General features: G+C 69.2%; 16 protein-coding genes and 1 tRNA gene. 7 read left to right on the top strand and 10 right to left on the bottom strand.

Going from position 1 to position 15,060, the window contains the following annotated elements:
• Nucleotides 1–503: 503 nt before the first annotated feature.
• The 7 genes from ACFWY5_RS14255 to ACFWY5_RS14285 form a co-directional block, all read right to left on the bottom strand.
• Nucleotides 504–575: transfer RNA gene (locus ACFWY5_RS14255), tRNA-Val, on the bottom strand.
• Nucleotides 576–591: 16 nt separating this feature from the next.
• A complete protein-coding gene (locus tag ACFWY5_RS14260) occupies nucleotides 592–1,533 on the bottom strand; it encodes an ROK family protein (protein ID WP_379632131.1) in 942 nt (313 codons plus the stop codon).
• A gap of 69 nt (nucleotides 1,534–1,602) precedes the next feature.
• Nucleotides 1,603–1,929, bottom strand: coding sequence for a hypothetical protein (locus ACFWY5_RS14265; protein WP_379609548.1), 327 nt, complete (start codon nucleotides 1,927–1,929; stop codon nucleotides 1,603–1,605).
• Nucleotides 1,926–2,369 (bottom strand): peroxiredoxin, encoded by a 444-nt coding sequence (locus ACFWY5_RS14270; RefSeq protein WP_379632133.1) that lies wholly within the window; start codon nucleotides 2,367–2,369, stop codon nucleotides 1,926–1,928. The genes ACFWY5_RS14265 and ACFWY5_RS14270 overlap by 4 nt, the downstream gene beginning before the upstream one ends.
• Before the next feature lie 28 nt (nucleotides 2,370–2,397).
• Nucleotides 2,398–2,826 (bottom strand): DUF3052 domain-containing protein, encoded by a 429-nt coding sequence (locus ACFWY5_RS14275; protein ID WP_184974631.1) that lies wholly within the window; start codon nucleotides 2,824–2,826, stop codon nucleotides 2,398–2,400.
• A gap of 119 nt (nucleotides 2,827–2,945) precedes the next feature.
• Complete coding sequence (locus ACFWY5_RS14280) at nucleotides 2,946–3,353, bottom strand: secondary thiamine-phosphate synthase enzyme YjbQ (protein ID WP_379632135.1); 408 nt, start codon at nucleotides 3,351–3,353, stop codon at nucleotides 2,946–2,948.
• A gap of 10 nt (nucleotides 3,354–3,363) precedes the next feature.
• Nucleotides 3,364–3,546 carry a DUF1918 domain-containing protein gene (locus ACFWY5_RS14285; protein WP_184974625.1) on the bottom strand — a complete coding sequence of 61 codons (183 nt, stop codon included), beginning with the start codon at nucleotides 3,544–3,546 and terminating at the stop codon, nucleotides 3,364–3,366.
• Between the two features lie 1,003 nt (nucleotides 3,547–4,549).
• Between ACFWY5_RS14285 and aceE the strand changes: the two genes are divergently transcribed.
• The gene (gene aceE, locus ACFWY5_RS14290) at nucleotides 4,550–7,297 is read left to right on the top strand and encodes a pyruvate dehydrogenase (acetyl-transferring), homodimeric type (RefSeq protein ID WP_379609545.1); all 2,748 of its coding nucleotides are present in this window, start codon (nucleotides 4,550–4,552) and stop codon (nucleotides 7,295–7,297) included.
• Nucleotides 7,298–7,466: 169 nt separating this feature from the next.
• On the top strand, nucleotides 7,467–8,954 hold the full coding sequence (locus ACFWY5_RS14295) for an alpha/beta hydrolase (protein WP_379632137.1): 1,488 nt from the start codon (nucleotides 7,467–7,469) through the stop codon (nucleotides 8,952–8,954).
• Between the two features lie 120 nt (nucleotides 8,955–9,074).
• Here ACFWY5_RS14295 and ACFWY5_RS14300 read toward each other — a convergent pair whose 3' ends face one another.
• The 3 genes from ACFWY5_RS14300 to ACFWY5_RS14310 form a co-directional block, all read right to left on the bottom strand.
• The gene (locus ACFWY5_RS14300) at nucleotides 9,075–9,437 is read right to left on the bottom strand and encodes a VOC family protein (RefSeq protein WP_379609543.1); all 363 of its coding nucleotides are present in this window, start codon (nucleotides 9,435–9,437) and stop codon (nucleotides 9,075–9,077) included.
• Nucleotides 9,438–9,514: 77 nt separating this feature from the next.
• Nucleotides 9,515–10,243 (bottom strand): helix-turn-helix transcriptional regulator, encoded by a 729-nt coding sequence (locus ACFWY5_RS14305; protein WP_379609542.1) that lies wholly within the window; start codon nucleotides 10,241–10,243, stop codon nucleotides 9,515–9,517.
• 83 nt (nucleotides 10,244–10,326) lie between these two features.
• Nucleotides 10,327–11,349: a PHP domain-containing protein gene (locus ACFWY5_RS14310; protein ID WP_379632139.1), complete on the bottom strand. Its 1,023-nt coding sequence runs from the start codon at nucleotides 11,347–11,349 to the stop codon at nucleotides 10,327–10,329.
• A 115-nt stretch (nucleotides 11,350–11,464) separates the two neighbouring features.
• Between ACFWY5_RS14310 and ACFWY5_RS14315 the strand changes: the two genes are divergently transcribed.
• The 5 genes from ACFWY5_RS14315 to ACFWY5_RS14335 all read left to right on the top strand — a co-directional run bounded on the left by ACFWY5_RS14315 (nucleotide 11,465) and on the right by ACFWY5_RS14335 (nucleotide 15,022).
• Complete coding sequence (locus ACFWY5_RS14315; protein WP_379609540.1) at nucleotides 11,465–11,839, top strand: hypothetical protein; 375 nt, start codon at nucleotides 11,465–11,467, stop codon at nucleotides 11,837–11,839.
• A gap of 1 nt (nucleotide 11,840) precedes the next feature.
• The gene (locus ACFWY5_RS14320; protein WP_379632141.1) at nucleotides 11,841–12,251 is read left to right on the top strand and encodes a hypothetical protein; all 411 of its coding nucleotides are present in this window, start codon (nucleotides 11,841–11,843) and stop codon (nucleotides 12,249–12,251) included.
• A 3-nt stretch (nucleotides 12,252–12,254) separates the two neighbouring features.
• Nucleotides 12,255–13,400 (top strand): glutathionylspermidine synthase family protein, encoded by a 1,146-nt coding sequence (locus tag ACFWY5_RS14325; RefSeq protein WP_379609538.1) that lies wholly within the window; start codon nucleotides 12,255–12,257, stop codon nucleotides 13,398–13,400.
• Nucleotide 13,401: 1 nt separating this feature from the next.
• On the top strand, nucleotides 13,402–13,833 hold the full coding sequence (locus ACFWY5_RS14330) for a DUF350 domain-containing protein (protein WP_379609537.1): 432 nt from the start codon (nucleotides 13,402–13,404) through the stop codon (nucleotides 13,831–13,833).
• A gap of 64 nt (nucleotides 13,834–13,897) precedes the next feature.
• On the top strand, nucleotides 13,898–15,022 hold the full coding sequence (locus ACFWY5_RS14335; RefSeq protein ID WP_184974587.1) for a CdaR family transcriptional regulator: 1,125 nt from the start codon (nucleotides 13,898–13,900) through the stop codon (nucleotides 15,020–15,022).
• Nucleotides 15,023–15,060: the final 38 nt, after the last annotated feature.

The following is a 15,060-nucleotide window of genomic DNA, read 5'->3' on the forward strand; positions in this document are numbered from 1 at the left end:
ACCGCGACATCCACCTGCCTCCGTGTCTGAGCGATCTACTGTCGACGCAGATCCAGCGCCACGATTCGGGCGCGTGTTCATGCACAGGCAGCAGAGGCTGCGGTGGGGGAAGGTACGTCTTCCTACCCGAGGACGGCGACCATGAGCGCAGGTCCAACTTCGGCAGGCGGCGCTCCCGCCCGGCAGCCGACGGTCGGCAGCCGACGGTCGGCATGCTGACGCGAAGGACCGGCCGGGCTATCCGGTGCTTGCCGACCTGGCGGGCACGTACCCCCACACTTCGCCTGCCATGATCAAGCTGATCACGGCCAGGCTCCAGAAGCGATGGGAGGGATCTCTCCCGGGAATGGGCGGCGATGGCGGATGGGAGGCTTCCGGTCCCGCTACTCGATCATCTCTTGAAGCCCCATCGGGAGACCAACAAGAAAGATCATCTCCCAAATCTCTCCCAGTCCACAGTTAGCGATCTTCGCTCGCACCTGGAAAACAGGGCGTGAACTGGGTGGACGATACTGGGTTCGAACCAGTGACCCCTCGCTTGTAAGGCGAGTGCTCTACCGCTGAGCTAATCGTCCCGAACGGCACTACACCTTACGACACCAACGGTGCCGAGCGCACATTGACCGTCCAGCCGGGGCCGAGGTCGGGGCGGCCGGCGGCGCGCCAGCCCAGCAGGGACGCGCCCAGCATGCCGGCGTCCACGCCGAGTGCCGCCGGCACCAGCGGGGGCGCGTCGCGGAAGGCCAGGCGCTTCACGAGCCGGGTGCAGACCGGGTCGAACAAGGCGGGGCCCGCCTCGGCCAGGCCGCCGCCCAGGACGATCATGCTGGGGTCCAGGAGGAGGGTGTAGGTGGCCAGGGCCAGGGAGAGGGCCTCTACCGCCTCGTCCCAGACCTCTACGGCGAGGGGGTCGTCGGAGGCCACTACCTCTTCGGCCTTCACGCCGGACAGGCCCGCACGCTGGCTGTAGCGGCGGCCCACGGAGGCGGCCGACGCATAGGTCTCCAGGCAGCCGAACTGGCCGCAGGCGCACTGCTCGCCGTCCGGGAAGACCGGGATGTGGCCGATCTCGCCGCCCCATCCGGACGAACCGCCGTACGGCTCGCCACGCAGGATCAGGGCTCCGGCGATTCCGGTACCGATCGGCAGGAAGAGGAAGTCGTCCACCCCCTGCCCGGCGCCCAGGACGTTCTCCGCCAGGCCGCCGGTCTGGACGTCGTGGCCGAGCCGTACCGGAACGTCGAGGGCGGTGAAGTCGGCGGCGGGCACGTCGCGCCAGCCGATGTTCGCGGAGTAGACCGCGGAGTTCTCCGACACCAGCCCGGGTACGGCGAGGCCGACCCCGGACGGGATGCCGTCACCGGATGCGGCGAGATGGCTGATGAAGTCGCGGATCGCCGTCACCGCGGCGTCCGGCCCCTCCTCGCGGGGGGTCGGGCGGCGCTCGGTGAGGAGCACCACGCCGGACTCGCTGACCAGGCCGCCCTTCATGGACGTGCCACCGACGTCGAGCGCGACGACGAACGAACTCATTGCGGACACGAAAGGAGACGATAGCGCAGCTCAGCATATGTCCGGAAAAATGTGGCCGGCCCGAGACCGTCACGCCCGGCCCAGTACCCGGTTCAGAGCGGCCTCGACCTCGGCCGACAGGCCGGGCGGTGATTCTGGCACCAGCGGATCCCCCGATCGCGCCTGCCGGACAGAACCACACGAGCGGCATTCGACCTCGCCCAACCGGCAGATCAGCGCGCTGGACCCGCAGGTGCCGCACGTGTCCAGGTCGAGGTCGTGCAGCCGTTGACAGTCCGGGCAGATGAGCACCTGGGACTCGTCGCGCACCCCACGCTTCCAGGGGCTCGCGCCGCGTACCGGGTCGGTCTGCCGGGCCCCGCAGTTGTAGCAGGGCATCGCATCCTCCGTTGTCACGAAATCTCGGCGAGTGCCTTGGCATAGTCGGCCACGTCGCGCGCCGTGCCGATCGGGTTCACGACCGACCAACGGACCACGCCCGCGCCGTCGATGATGAAGGTCCCCCGCTGCGCGAGCCCCTTCTGCTCATCGAACACACCGTACGCCCGCGCGACCTGTCCGTGTGGCCAGAAATCCGACAGCAGTGGGAATGTGTAGCCCTCTTGGTCCGCCCATGCACGATGGCAGAAAAGAGAGTCCACGGAGACAGTCAGAATTTGCGCGTCCGTGACAAAGTCCCGCAAGGCCGACAACTCGCTGTTGCAGACGTTGCTGAAGGCCAGCGGGTAGAAGACCAGCACGACCTCGCGGCCCCGGAAGGCGGAGAGCTTGACCGGGGCGCCGTGCTGGTCCTGGAGTTCGAAGTCGGGAGCTAGGGCGCCTACCAGTGGGTTCACACGGCCATCATGGCAGGCGCTCTGCTCCCTAGCGTCGGCCCTTGGGGCCGACGAGCCTGGTCCCCGACCAATCGGGTGCGGCGGAGATGCTGCTCGTCTGCGAAAGGCCCGCGGTAGCGGCATCCTCCCCGATGTCGCTCGGCTCCACATGGCCGTCGCGACCGGCCTTGGGAGTCAGCAGCCAGATCTGGCCGCCCTCTGCGAGTGATCGCATGGCGTCGCTCAGAACGTCGAAGAGATCGCCGTCACCGTCGCGCCACCACATCAGCACCACGTCTACGACGTCGTAACTGTCCTCATCGAGCAGTTCATTGCCGGTCAGGTTCTCGATTGACGAGCGAAGCTCTTCGTCGCTGTCCTCGTCCCAACCGATCTCCTGCACCACCTGACCCGGCTTGAGGCCGAGTCGTTCGGCCAGGCCGCGCTCGCCCTGCGCCTGACCCGCGGTCGCGCTCACGTTTATCCCTCCTGCTTGAGTGGCCCCGCATTTTGCGGTTTATCGCTTCGGGACAGTCCACACGCTGTGACCCTCAGTCGTCAACGGTCGCCACGGGTACGGCGACAGGACCGTCCGAATCAACCCGACAAAAACGACAGACGAACGTGGCGTTCACGGTTGTCGACGTTCAGGTCAACGACCGCGATCGACTGCCAGGTTCCCAGCGCCAGCCGTCCCCCGAGGACCGGCACCGTCGCATAGGGCGGAATCAGCGCGGGCATGACGTGCGACCGTCCGTGACCGCGCGAACCGTGCGCGTGCCGCCAGCGATCGTCGGCGGGCAGCAGGCCGGCCAGCGCGGCCAGCAGGTCGTCGTCGCTGCCCGCGCCGAGCTCGATCAGCGCCACCCCGGCGGTCGCGTGCGGGACGAAGACATGCAAAAGCCCGTCGCCGCCCTGCTCACGCACGAACTCCGCGCACTGCGGGGTGATGTCGTGCACCGTCTCGCGTGACCCGGTGGTCAGCGAGATGATCTGGGATTCCACACGGGAAATCCTACTGAGGCACAACGACCGCATCAGGGCCGGGAAAGACCAGCCCCGTGTGCCCGTCGTCGAACCGTACGATGTACGGCGGTCCGCCTTCCGTCCCGCGAACCTCGATGATCTCTCCGCGCCGGTCCCCTTCGCCAACGGTGTTCCCGTGCATGAGGAGCCGGTCGCCTACCGTCGCGTTCATACTTCACACATTGGTACGACAGACGCGCTTGGGAAAGAGGTGCGACCCGCACTCCCATCAGAGCGCGCCGCAATCCTGACCCAAACGTTACTTCCCCCAAGATCAACACGCGTGTTTCCTCAAGATCAACCCACGCTGCTTCTGTTACGGCGGTGCCGCCGCCCACGCCACCCGCCGCCGTGGGCGGGCGCCGATCGTGGGGGTCGCTTCTCACGTCGGACGTGGTCCCCGCCGCCACGACCCTTCGTCCCCCACCTCCCACGGCCCCGCCTCCCACCTCTCGCCCCTTTGGCGTGGGGCCCACAGCCGGTCAACCGGTCTCTGCAAGGCTTCGGGGGGCGGCTTGGGCGCCGTTGAGGGGCGCCGGGCTCCGCCGTACCCCCTCCCGCCGACGCGGCGCGGGAAAAGCGTGGGGGTGGCTCTCCGGGAGCCCGCCCGGCTGGGCGCCGTTGAGGGGCGCCGGGCTCCGCCGTACCCCCTCCCACCGACGCGGCACCGGAAAGGCGTGGGCGTGGCGCGCCAGGCGTGCGGGCGACGGGCGGGTGGTGGCGACGCCCGGCGTAGGGGCGACGGGCGGGGCGGCCGAGGGGGTCGGAGGGGGCGCGGGGGCTTGAGGGGTGCACCAGTGGTTCTCCACTCGCGCGCCATCTTTCCGGGGTAGACCTGAAGGGTGCGCACACCCACCACAACCCTGTCGGATTTGCCCGGTCGTCGGCCCGGAAAGGGGGTGTTCTAAGCTCTGCGCCGACCCCCGTGGCGGGCCGCCGCGATTCGGGCTGGCAAATCGGGAAATCTCGTAGCTTTTCTAGTCTTGTTAAATTGGCATGCCGATGTAACCTGTGGTGGCGATTCGTCCTACCATCGGTGGTCTAGGCCACCCCTTGGGCCCCTGCCAGCAGGGACGTCCTGGTTACTCGTGAGTAGAGATGCACTTTCTACGGCAAGCGACCAGGATGGAAGGCGACCCACGACCCAGACATCAGACCTCGGAAGGCGAGACCCAGTGGCTTCCGGACGCCAGCGTTTCTCGATCATCAGCGACGGCCTACCCAGCCAGCTGCCTGATGTCGACCCCAGCGAGACCAACGAGTGGCTCGAGTCGCTCGACAACGTCGTCAAGGCGGAGGGCCGCACCCGCGCCCGCTACCTGATGCTCCGCATGCTGGAGCGCGCCCGCGAGCACCAGGTCGGCGTGCCGGGCCTGCGCAGCACCGACTACCTCAACACGATCCCGCCGGAGCGCGAACCCTGGTTCCCCGGCGACGAGCACGTCGAGCGCCGCATCCGGGCCTACATCCGGTGGAACGCGGCGGTCATGGTCTCCCGTGCCAACGCGCGCACCAACGTGGGCGGCCACATCGCCACCTACGCCTCGGCCGCCTCCCTGTACGAGGTCGGCTTCAACCACTTCTTCCGCGGCAAGGACCACGGCGAGTCGGGCGACCAGGTCTTCTTCCAGGGCCACGCGGCGCCGGGCATCTACGCCCGCGCCTTCCTGGAGGGCCGCCTCAACGAGGCGCAGCTCGACGCGTTCCGCCAGGAGCTGAGCCACGGCTTCCACGGCCTGCCCTCCTACCCGCACCCGCGGCTCATGCCGGACTTCTGGGAGTTCCCCACGGTCTCCATGGGTCTGGGCCCGATCAGCGCGATCTACCAGGCGCGGTTCAACCGCTACCTGATCAACCGCCAGATCAAGGACACCAGCCGCAGCCATGTCTGGGCCTTCCTGGGCGACGGCGAGATGGACGAGCCCGAGTCGCTCGGCGCGATCGGCCTGGCCGCGCGCGAGGAGCTCGACAACCTCACGTTCGTCATCAACTGCAACCTGCAGCGCCTCGACGGCCCGGTACGCGGCAACGGCAAGATCATCCAGGAGCTGGAGTCCTACTTCCGCGGCGCCGGCTGGAACGTCATCAAGGTCGTCTGGGGCCGCGACTGGGACCCGCTGCTGGCCGCCGACGTCGACGGCGTGCTGGTCAACCAGATGAACACGACGCCTGACGGCCAGTTCCAGACGTACTCGGTCGAGTCGGGCGAGTACATCCGCGAGCACTTCTTCGGCGGCGACCCGCGCCTGCGCAAGATGGTCGAGCACCTCACCGACGACGACATCCGCAAACTCAGCAGAGGCGGCCACGACTACCGCAAGGTCTACGCGGCGTTCAAGGCGGCCCGTGAGCACGTCGGCCAGCCGACGGTCATCCTCGCCCAGACCATCAAGGGCTGGACGCTGGGCAAGGACTTCGAGGCGCGCAACGCCACGCACCAGATGAAGAAGATGACCAAGGCCGAGCTCAAGGAGTTCCGCGACCGGCTGTACCTGCCGATCCCGGACTCGGCCCTGGAAGGCGACCTGCCGCCGTACTTCCACCCGGGCGAGAACGACCCGGAGATCGAGTACATGAAGGAGCGCCGCGCGGCGCTCGGCGGCGTGCTGCCCAAGCGGGTCCTGCGCGCCAAGCCGGTCAAGCTGCCCGGCGACGAGGTCTACCAGCAGTTCTCCAAGGGTTCCGGCAAGCAGCAGGTGGCCACCACGATGGCCTTCGTCCGCCTGCTCAAGGACCTCATGCGCGACAAGGAGATCGGCAAGCGGTTCGTGCCGATCATCCCGGACGAGGCGCGGACGTTCGGCATGGACGCCATGTTCCCGAGCGCCAAGATCTACAACCCGCACGGCCAGACCTACGAGGCCGTGGACCGGGAACTGCTGCTGTCCTACAAGGAGTCGGAGCAGGGCCAGATCCTGCACGAGGGGATCAACGAGGCCGGTTCGATGGCCTCGGCCACGGCGGCCGGCACATCGTACGCCACGCACGGCGAGCACATGATTCCGATCTACATCTTCTACTCCATGTTCGGCTGGCAGCGCACCGGCGACCAGATGTGGCAGATGGCCGACCAGATGACGCGCGGCTTCCTGCTGGGCGCCACCGCCGGCCGGACCACCCTGAACGGCGAGGGCCTGCAGCACGAGGACGGTCACACGCCGCTCATCGCCTCGACGAACCCGGCCGCCGTCTCCTACGACCCGAGCTGGGCCTACGAGACCGCGTACATCGTCAAGGAGGGTCTGCGCCGGATGTACGGCGAGGAGCAGGAGAACGTCTTCTACTACCTCACCGTCTACAACGAGCCCTACATCCAGCCCGCCGAGCCGGCGAACCTCGACATCGAGGGGCTGCTCAAGGGCCTGTACAAGTTCTCGGAGGGGCCGCGGACACAGGGGCCGAAGGCCAACATCCTGTCCTCGGGCGTGGCGGGGCCGTGGGCCATGGAGGCCCAGCGCCTGCTGGCCGAGGAGTGGGGCGTGTCGGCCGACGTCTGGTCGGCGACCTCGTGGACGGAGCTGCGCCGTGACGCGCTGGCCTGCGAGGAGCACAACCTGCTCAACCCGGACGCCGAGCAGCGCGTGCCGTACGTCACGCAGAAGCTGTCCGGCGCGCAGGGGCCGTTCGTGGGCGTCAGCGACTACATGAAGGCCGTGCAGGACCAGATCGCGCAGTGGGTGCCGGGTGACTGGAGTTCGCTGGGCACCGACGGGTTCGGGCTGTCGGACACGCGCTCGGCCCTGCGCCGCCACTTCCACGTGGACGCGGCCTCGATCACGCTGGCCGTACTCACGCGGCTGGTCAAGCGTGGCGAGCTCGACGGCGAGGTGCTGCGCGAGGCGATCGCCCGCTACCACCTGAAGAACGGCGTCACCGAGGCCGGTGGCGCGGAGAGCAACGACGCCGAGTCCATGGGCGTCTGACGACGATCTGGCGCTCCCGGGAAGTTTTTTCCGGGAGCGCCGTCATATTCGGCCCTCACCTTCGTGAGAGAAGATGAGGCGGCACGTTCAGGAGGGGTGCGTGCCGCCTCCCCCTTTTCGCGTATTGTGGGCTCTACTTCCCCCTTGCGACACGAGGGGAATGCCTTATATGCGCCGTGTTCTTGCCGTCGTCACGTTCTCAGTGCTGGCCACGTCCTGTACCAGCACCGCGGAACCGCAGGCCGTCGCACCCCCGGACAAGATCAACTGGGGTGCCTGCACGGACATCGTCCGTCCCGATGGCCAGCCGCCCGCCAAGGAGGACGCCACCCAGCAGTGCGGCAAACTGTCCGTCCCGCTCGACTACACCAAGCCGGACGGCGACAAGCTGGACATCGCGCTGATCCGCGTCCCGGCCACCGACAAGGCCAACCGGATCGGCTCGCTCCTGTTCAACTTCGGCGGCCCCGGCGGTTCCGGCGTGGACACGCTGGCCCAGGCGGCCAAGTCGTTCAGCACGCTGAACGCCCGCTACGACCTGGTCAGCTTCGATCCCCGCGGCGTCGAGCGCAGCTCCGGCGTGCGCTGCGGCGACAGCGCGGAGATGGACACGTTCACCTCCATGAACACGCTGCCCGCCAACGCGGAGACGAACGCGGCCAGCACGAAGGCGAACAAGAAGTTCGCGAGCCTGTGCGAGCAGGACTCCGGCAAGATCCTGCCGTTCGTCGGCACCGTCAGCGCCGCCCGCGACATGGACCGCATGCGCGCCTCGCTCGGCGACGCGAAGCTCAACTACCTCGGCATGTCGTACGGCACGCTCCTCGGCGGCGTCTACGCCACCCTGTTCCCGAAGAACGTCGGCCGGATGGTCCTGGACGCCCCCCTCGACCCGACCGTCACCTTCGAGCAGCGCACCCTCGTCCAGACGGCCGGATTCCAGAAGGCGTACGAGAGCTTCCTGAAGGCGTGCGTGAAGGAGGGCTGCGAGCTCGGCGGCAGCGTCGAGGCCGGCAACAAGAACGTGGACCAGCTCATGACCGAGCTGTCGGAGAAGGCGCTCAAGGTCGGCGACCGCGACCTCACCCAGGGCCTGGCCTCGACCGGCGTGGCCGCGGCCCTGTACTCCGAGCTGACCTGGCCGTTCCTGGAGACCGCCGTCAGCCAGGCCATGAAGGGCGAGGGCGAGGCGCTCATGTACCTCGCCGACTCCTACACGGGCCGCACGCCCGACGGCAAGTACACCACCCAGATGACCAGCTTCCCCGCCATCACCTGCGTCGACAGCGCGGAGCGCCCGGACAAGGCGACGCTGGACCGGACCGAGGCGGCCGCCCTGAAGATCTCGCCGCTGTTCGGGAGCGCGGGGGCCGGGCAGTTGTGCTCGATCTGGCCGGTGGCCGGCAGCGACGAGGCCAGGCACGTGGACGCCACCGGGTCGGGGCCCATCCTGGTGGTGGGCGGGAAGGGCGACCCGGCGACGCCGTACGAGTGGGCTCCCAAGCTCACCGAGCAGCTCAAGACCGCCACGCTCGTCACCTACACCGGTGAGGGGCACGGGGCGTACCTGTCGGGCAGCCAGTGCGTCAAGGGCATCGTGGACGGCTATCTGCTGCAGGGCACGGTTCCGCAGAAGAACGCGACCTGCGAGCGATAGAGCATGGCCCTGGGCGCGCCGCCGTTCGGCGGGAGGCGGCGTGCCCAGGGCGGGTGGTGACCGGCGCGACCGGCCGGGCGGGGCGGCGGGGGAAGCGCCGCTGAGTGCCCGGCCGTCGCGTCAGCCCCTCTGGCGGAACACGCCGAACTGGTTGCCCGAGGTGTCCCGCAGGTAGGCGAAGTCGGTGCCCGCCCCGTCGTCGATGACCTTGGTGACGACCTTGCCGCCCAGCGACTCGGCCTGCGCGCAGGCGGCATCGACGTCGGCGACCTGCACGTGGAAGACCGCGTGGGCGGGGAACTCCCCCTTGGTGTTGAACAGGCCGCCGGAAGGCCGCTCCGCCCCGGCGGAGCTGATCATGCGGTAGTCCATCACGTCGCCCCCGCCGGGCGTGAACGTCCATCCGAACAGCCCGCCGTAGAAGCGCTCGGCTCCGTCGGGGTCGTCGGTGGCCACCTCGAACCAGGTGACGGTGTTATCCACGTTGTCCTCCTCTGTCTTTCGAACAAGACAACGATAAAACATGGGGGCGACAACCCTATGTCGGTGTTTTCGAATGACTAATCGATCACCGTGCCGCGCACGATCATCTCCGGCACGTCCGTGGCGAAGCCTTCGAGCGGCCGATCCGGCGCCTTCTCCGAGGTGACGGAGGCGGCCGCGATGCGGTCGAGCCGGAAGACCCGCACGTCGTCGCGGAGCCTGCACCAGGCCACCAGGTACCAGAAGCCGCCCCGCCCGCCCAGGAACACCCCCGGCTCCACCTCCCGGGAGGTCAGGGCGCCCTTCCTGTCGACGTAGTCGAGGCTGAGCACGCGCCGGCGCAGCAGCGCGTCCTCGATGGCGCGCGAGACGCCCTCGCCGCCGAGCGGCAGGATCTCCTCGGGCGGGTCGGCGGGCGCCATCAGCCGCACCCGCCGCGCCAGCTCCCTGGCCAGCTCGCCCTCGGGCCCCGGCATGGCCGCCACGACCTTGCGCAGCGCGCTGCGGGCCTGCTGGGCGAAGGGCTGGTCGTCGCCGGCGCGGCTTAACGCCACCGCGATCGCGACGGCCTCGGACGGGGTGAAGTTGAGCGGCGGCAGCGACATCTTCTTGTCGATCGCGTAGCCGCCCTTGCGGCCGGTCGAGGCGAAGATGGGCACGCCGGACTCCTGGAGCGCCAGGATGTCGCGCTCGATGGTACGCGCGCTCACCTCGAACCGCTTGGCCAGCTCCCTCGCGGAACGGGATCTGGGGGCGATCGCGCGCAGGTCCTCCACCAGGGCGTAGAGCCGATCAGTCCGGTTCACGATCTCGACGGTACGCCGCAGCACCGACAAACTCGGGGTTCCCGCACTTCGGGGCAGGTTGTTCTGTCCTCACCGCCAGGTGGTCACTCGCGGGTCCACTCCAGCAGCCGATCCAGCGGCCACGTGTTGACGATGCGCTCGGGCTCGATCCCGCACAGGGCGGCCCGCTCGCACCCGAACCGCTGCCAGTCCAGTTGACCGGGCGCGTGCGCGTCGGAGTCGATCGAGAACACGCAGCCCCACTCGTACGCCTGCCGCATCAGCCGCTTGGGCGGGTCCAGCCGGTCGGGCCGCGAGTTGATCTCCACCGCCACCCCGAACCGCCGGCACGCCTCGAACACCAGCTCGGCGTCGAACTCCGACTCCGGCCGCAGCCCGCCCCGCTTGGTCCCGGCCTTGACGATGCGCCCGGTGCAGTGGCCGAGCACGTCCACGCGCGGGTTGGCGATGGCGGTGACCATCCTGCGGGTCATCTCGTAGCGGTTCATGCGCAGCTTGGAGTGCGCGCTGGCGACCACGACGTCCAGCCGGTCCAGCAGCTCGGGCTCCTGGTCGAGGGTGCCGTCGGGGTTGATGTCCACCTCGATGCCGGTCAGGACGCGAAACGGCGCGAGCTCCTCGTTGAGCCGCTCCACCAGGTCGAGCTGGCGTTTCAGCCGGGCGGGCGACAGGCCGTTGGCGACGGTGAGGCGGGGCGAGTGGTCGGTCAGCGCCAGGTACTCGTGGCCGAGCGACTTGGCGGCGGCCGCCATCTCCTCGACCGGCGAGCCGCCGTCGGACCAGTCGGAGTGGCTGTGCAGGTCGCCTCTGAGCGCGGCGCGCAGGGCGGCGGTGTCGGCGTTCAGGTCGCTGCCCTCGGTGGCCCGCAGACGCCGCAGGTAGGTGGGCGTCTGCCCGGCGAGCGCCTCGGTGACGGCCAGCGCGGTGACCTTGCCGATGCCGGGCAGGCCGGCGAGGGCTCCCGACTCGGCCAGCCGTACCAGCTCGTCGGGGGGCAGGTCCGCGACGACGGCGGCGGCGCGGCGGAAGGCACGCACGCGATAGGTCGGCTCGCCCGCTCGCTCCAGGAGGAAGGCGATGTCTCGTAGAGCCTGCACCGGATCCATAGGTAGACAAATACCCCAACCAGGGGCTCAAGCGGTTTGAAAGCGATGACTTATAGAGATTGAAGCGGACAAAAAGCATCGATAGGCTTACTGGCCACCATAGATCTGGAGCTCGATGACCGCCCCGCCAGCCGCCCGCCCAGGTAAGTCCTCCAAGGTGATCACACTCACCGTGATCGGCATCGTGTCGGTCGTGGTGGTCGGCTACTGCGCGGCCCAGGGCGATGACGACGTGACCGCCGACTGCGTCGAGGCCAGCAGCCTGAACAGCGGCGCCTTCGAGGTCGTCGACGACGACTACTGCGACGACGACCACTACTCATCCTCCGGCGGCTACCGCGCCTACCACTGGTACTACGGCGGCACCCGCAACGGCGCCCTGGTCCACGGCGGCAGCACGATCCGGCCCTCCAACGTCACGATCAGCAGCCGCGACGGCAAGTCCATCCAGCGCGGCGGCTTCGGCAGCCGCTGGAGCGGGGGCAGTTGACGTGACCCGGCGCCTGGCCTCCCAGAACGTCTCGATCGGCGCGGTGGCCACGCTGTCGGCCCTGATGCTCGGCGCCTGCGCGCAGCAACCGCCCCCGGTGTACGAGCGCTCGCCCGTGACCGTTCACGAGGCCGACGACGAAGAGGACGAGGTCACCGCGCACTGCGTGGTACGCGACAGCGAGGACGACGGCCGCTACACGGTGGCCGGCGACGAGAAGTGCGACGGAGCGGGCAGGCACGGCACGTACATGTGGTACTACGGCGGAACCAGAACCAAGCGCCACGTCACCGACGGCTCGCCCCGGCGCCCGCGCGGCGTCTTCGTCACCACCCGCGACGGCGACGAGATCGGCAAGTCGGGCCGGATCTCGCGCGAGGGCTTCGGCGGGCGTACGACGGTGGGAGGCTGAGCGGTGCGACGCGAGACGGGAACGCCCCGCGACGGGTGGGAGAAGACGATCGAGAGCCAGGGCCTGGCCTACCACCGGGCCGCGCACCCGGCGGGACTGACCCGGCCCTACTGGGACGAGTCCGCCCACTACGTCTTCACCATGGACGAGGTCCTGGAGCTGGAGTCGCAGGTCGAGGAACTCCACCAGATGTGCCTGCGCGCGGTCGAGCACGTGGTCTCGACCGGCCGCTACGCCGACTTCGCCATTCCCGAGTGGGCGCGCGAGGACGTCGCCCGCTCGTGGGAACGGCGCGACGATCACCTGTACGCCCGCTTCGACCTGCGCTACGACGGGACGGGCCCGGCCAAGCTGCTGGAGTACAACGCCGACACGCCCACCTCGCTGGTGGAGTCGTCGGTGGTGCAGTGGTTCTGGCTGAAGGACACCCACCCCGGCGACGACCAGTGGAACTCCGTCCACGAGCGGCTCATCGACCGCTGGAAGGAACTGCGGCTGCCGCCCGGCCCCACCCACTTCGCCTGGACCAACATGGACGAGACGGGCGAGGAGGCCATGACGCTGGCCTACCTGCAGGAGACCGCCGAGCAGGCCGGACGCCCCACCGTCGCCATCGCCATGGAGGACATCGGCTGGGACGGCGCCGGCCGCCGCTTCGTGGACCTGGAGCAGCGCTGGATCCGGTCGGCGTTCAAGCTCTATCCGTGGGAGTGGATGCTGGCCGACGACTTCGGCAGGCACGCGGTACGGCACGCCACCTGGATCGAGCCCCTGTGGAAGACCCTGCTGTCGAACAAGGCGCTGCTGGCGCTCCTGTGGGAGCTGTACCCCGGCCACCCGAACCTGCTGCCCGCCTACCTCGACGGGCCGCGCGAGATGTCGTCCTACATCGCCAAGCCGCTGCTCGGCAGGGAAGGCGCCTCGATGCGCATCGTGACCCCCACGGGCGGCCAGGAGACCACCGGGTCCTACGGCGCGGAAGGCTACGTCTACCAGGGCTTCGAGGCCCTGCCCGTCTTCGACGGCCAGCGTCCCGTGCTGGGCGCCTGGGTCGTCGCCGACGAGTCGGCGGGCCTGGGCATCCGGGAGACCACCGGCTACATCACCGACGACACCTCCTCCTTCGTACCTCACCGGATAGCGAGCTGACGTGACCCTTCTCGAAACCCTTGCCCGCGGCGCCGGATTCATCGCCTCCTACGCCGCGCTCGGCGTCATCTTGATGATCGTCGGCTTCTACGTCATCGACCTGGCCATCCCCGGCAAGCTGAGCCAGATCATCAAGACCGACCGCAACCCCAACGCCACCCTCCTGACCACCTCGGGCCTGGCGGCGGTGGGCCTCATCGTGGCCGCCTCCATCTGGGCCTCGGGCGGCCGCCTCGTCGAGGGGCTGGCGACCACCGCGGTCTTCGGCCTGGTCGGCATCGCCGTACAGACGGTGGCGATGCTCGTGTTCGACAAGATCGTCGGCATCGAGGTGCGTGAGCTGGTCAAGGAGCCCGAACTGCAGCCCGGCGCCCGCCTGCTGGCGGTGACCCATCTGGCGATCGGCCTGATCACCGCCGTCGCGGTCATCTGAACCGACCTGGCACCCTAGAAGGGTGACGACCCGGGAAGACACCACACGGCGGCTCGAGCGCGCGATGGGCGCCCTCGGCACCGCGGCCATGGCGCGCATGGACGATCGGCTGCCCTGGTTCCGCGCGCTCAGCGCGGAGGACCGATCCTGGGTCGGGCTGGTGGCGCAGGCGGGCATCGCCGCGTTCGTCGAGTGGTTCCAGCACGCCGACGAGAAACGCCCCACCCCCAGCATCGAGTTCTTCGGTACGGCCCCGCGCGAGCTCAAGCGGGTCATCTCGCTCCAGCAGACGGTCGACATCATCAGGGCCGTGGTCGAGGTCGTCGAGACGCAGACCGACCAGCTGGCCGCCCCCGGCGGCGAGGACCAGCTACAGCAGGCCATGCTCCGCTACACGCGCGACGTGGCCTTCGCCGCGGCCCACGTCTACGCCCGCGAGGCCGAGGCCCGCGGCTCCTGGGACTCCCGCCTGGAGGCGCTGATCGTCGACGCCCTGGTGCGCGGCGAGGTCGACGACGGCCTCCACTCCTGGGCCGCCGCGCTCGGCTGGACCTCCTCGCCGGTCGTCGTCATCGCCGGGCGCGCCCCCGAGGGCGACCCGCGCGCCGTGATCGACGGGCTGCGCGAGAAGGGCCGCCGCATCGGCATGGACCTGCTCGCGGGCGTGCAGGCCGACCGGCTGATCGTGATCGTGGGCGGCGCGGAGGGCGTCGAGGAGGCGGCCAGGCCGGTCGTGGCCCGCTTCGGCGAGGGCCCGATCGTGATCGGCCCGGAGGTGCCCGACCTGCACGCCGCCGCCCGTTCGGCCAGCGCCGCGCTGGCCGGGCTCAAGGCCTCGTCGGGCTGGCCGGACGCGCCCCGTCCCGTACACGCCGAGGACCTGCTGGCCGAACGAGCGCTCGACGGCGACGACGACGCCAGGCGGCAGCTCGTGGAGAACGTCTACCTGCCGCTGGCCGGCACGCCGCTGCTCGACACCCTGGCCACCTACCTCGAACAGGGCACCTCGCTGGAGGCGACGGCCAGGCTGCTGTTCGTCCACCCCAACACCGTCAGGTACCGGCTCAAGAAGATCACCGAACTCACCGGGTACCAGCCGACCGAGGGCAGATCGGCCTTCACGCTGCAGGTCGGGCTCATCCTTGGACGCCTGTCGGAGAGCGCGGTAACCTGGCGAGCCCTAACGTAACGCGCCCGTTACCCCCGCTGTAGAGTTCCTACAAAACC

The sequence above is a fragment of the Nonomuraea sp. NPDC059007 genome (genome assembly GCF_042740555.1).
Lineage (GTDB): Bacteria > Actinomycetota > Actinomycetes > Streptosporangiales > Streptosporangiaceae > Nonomuraea.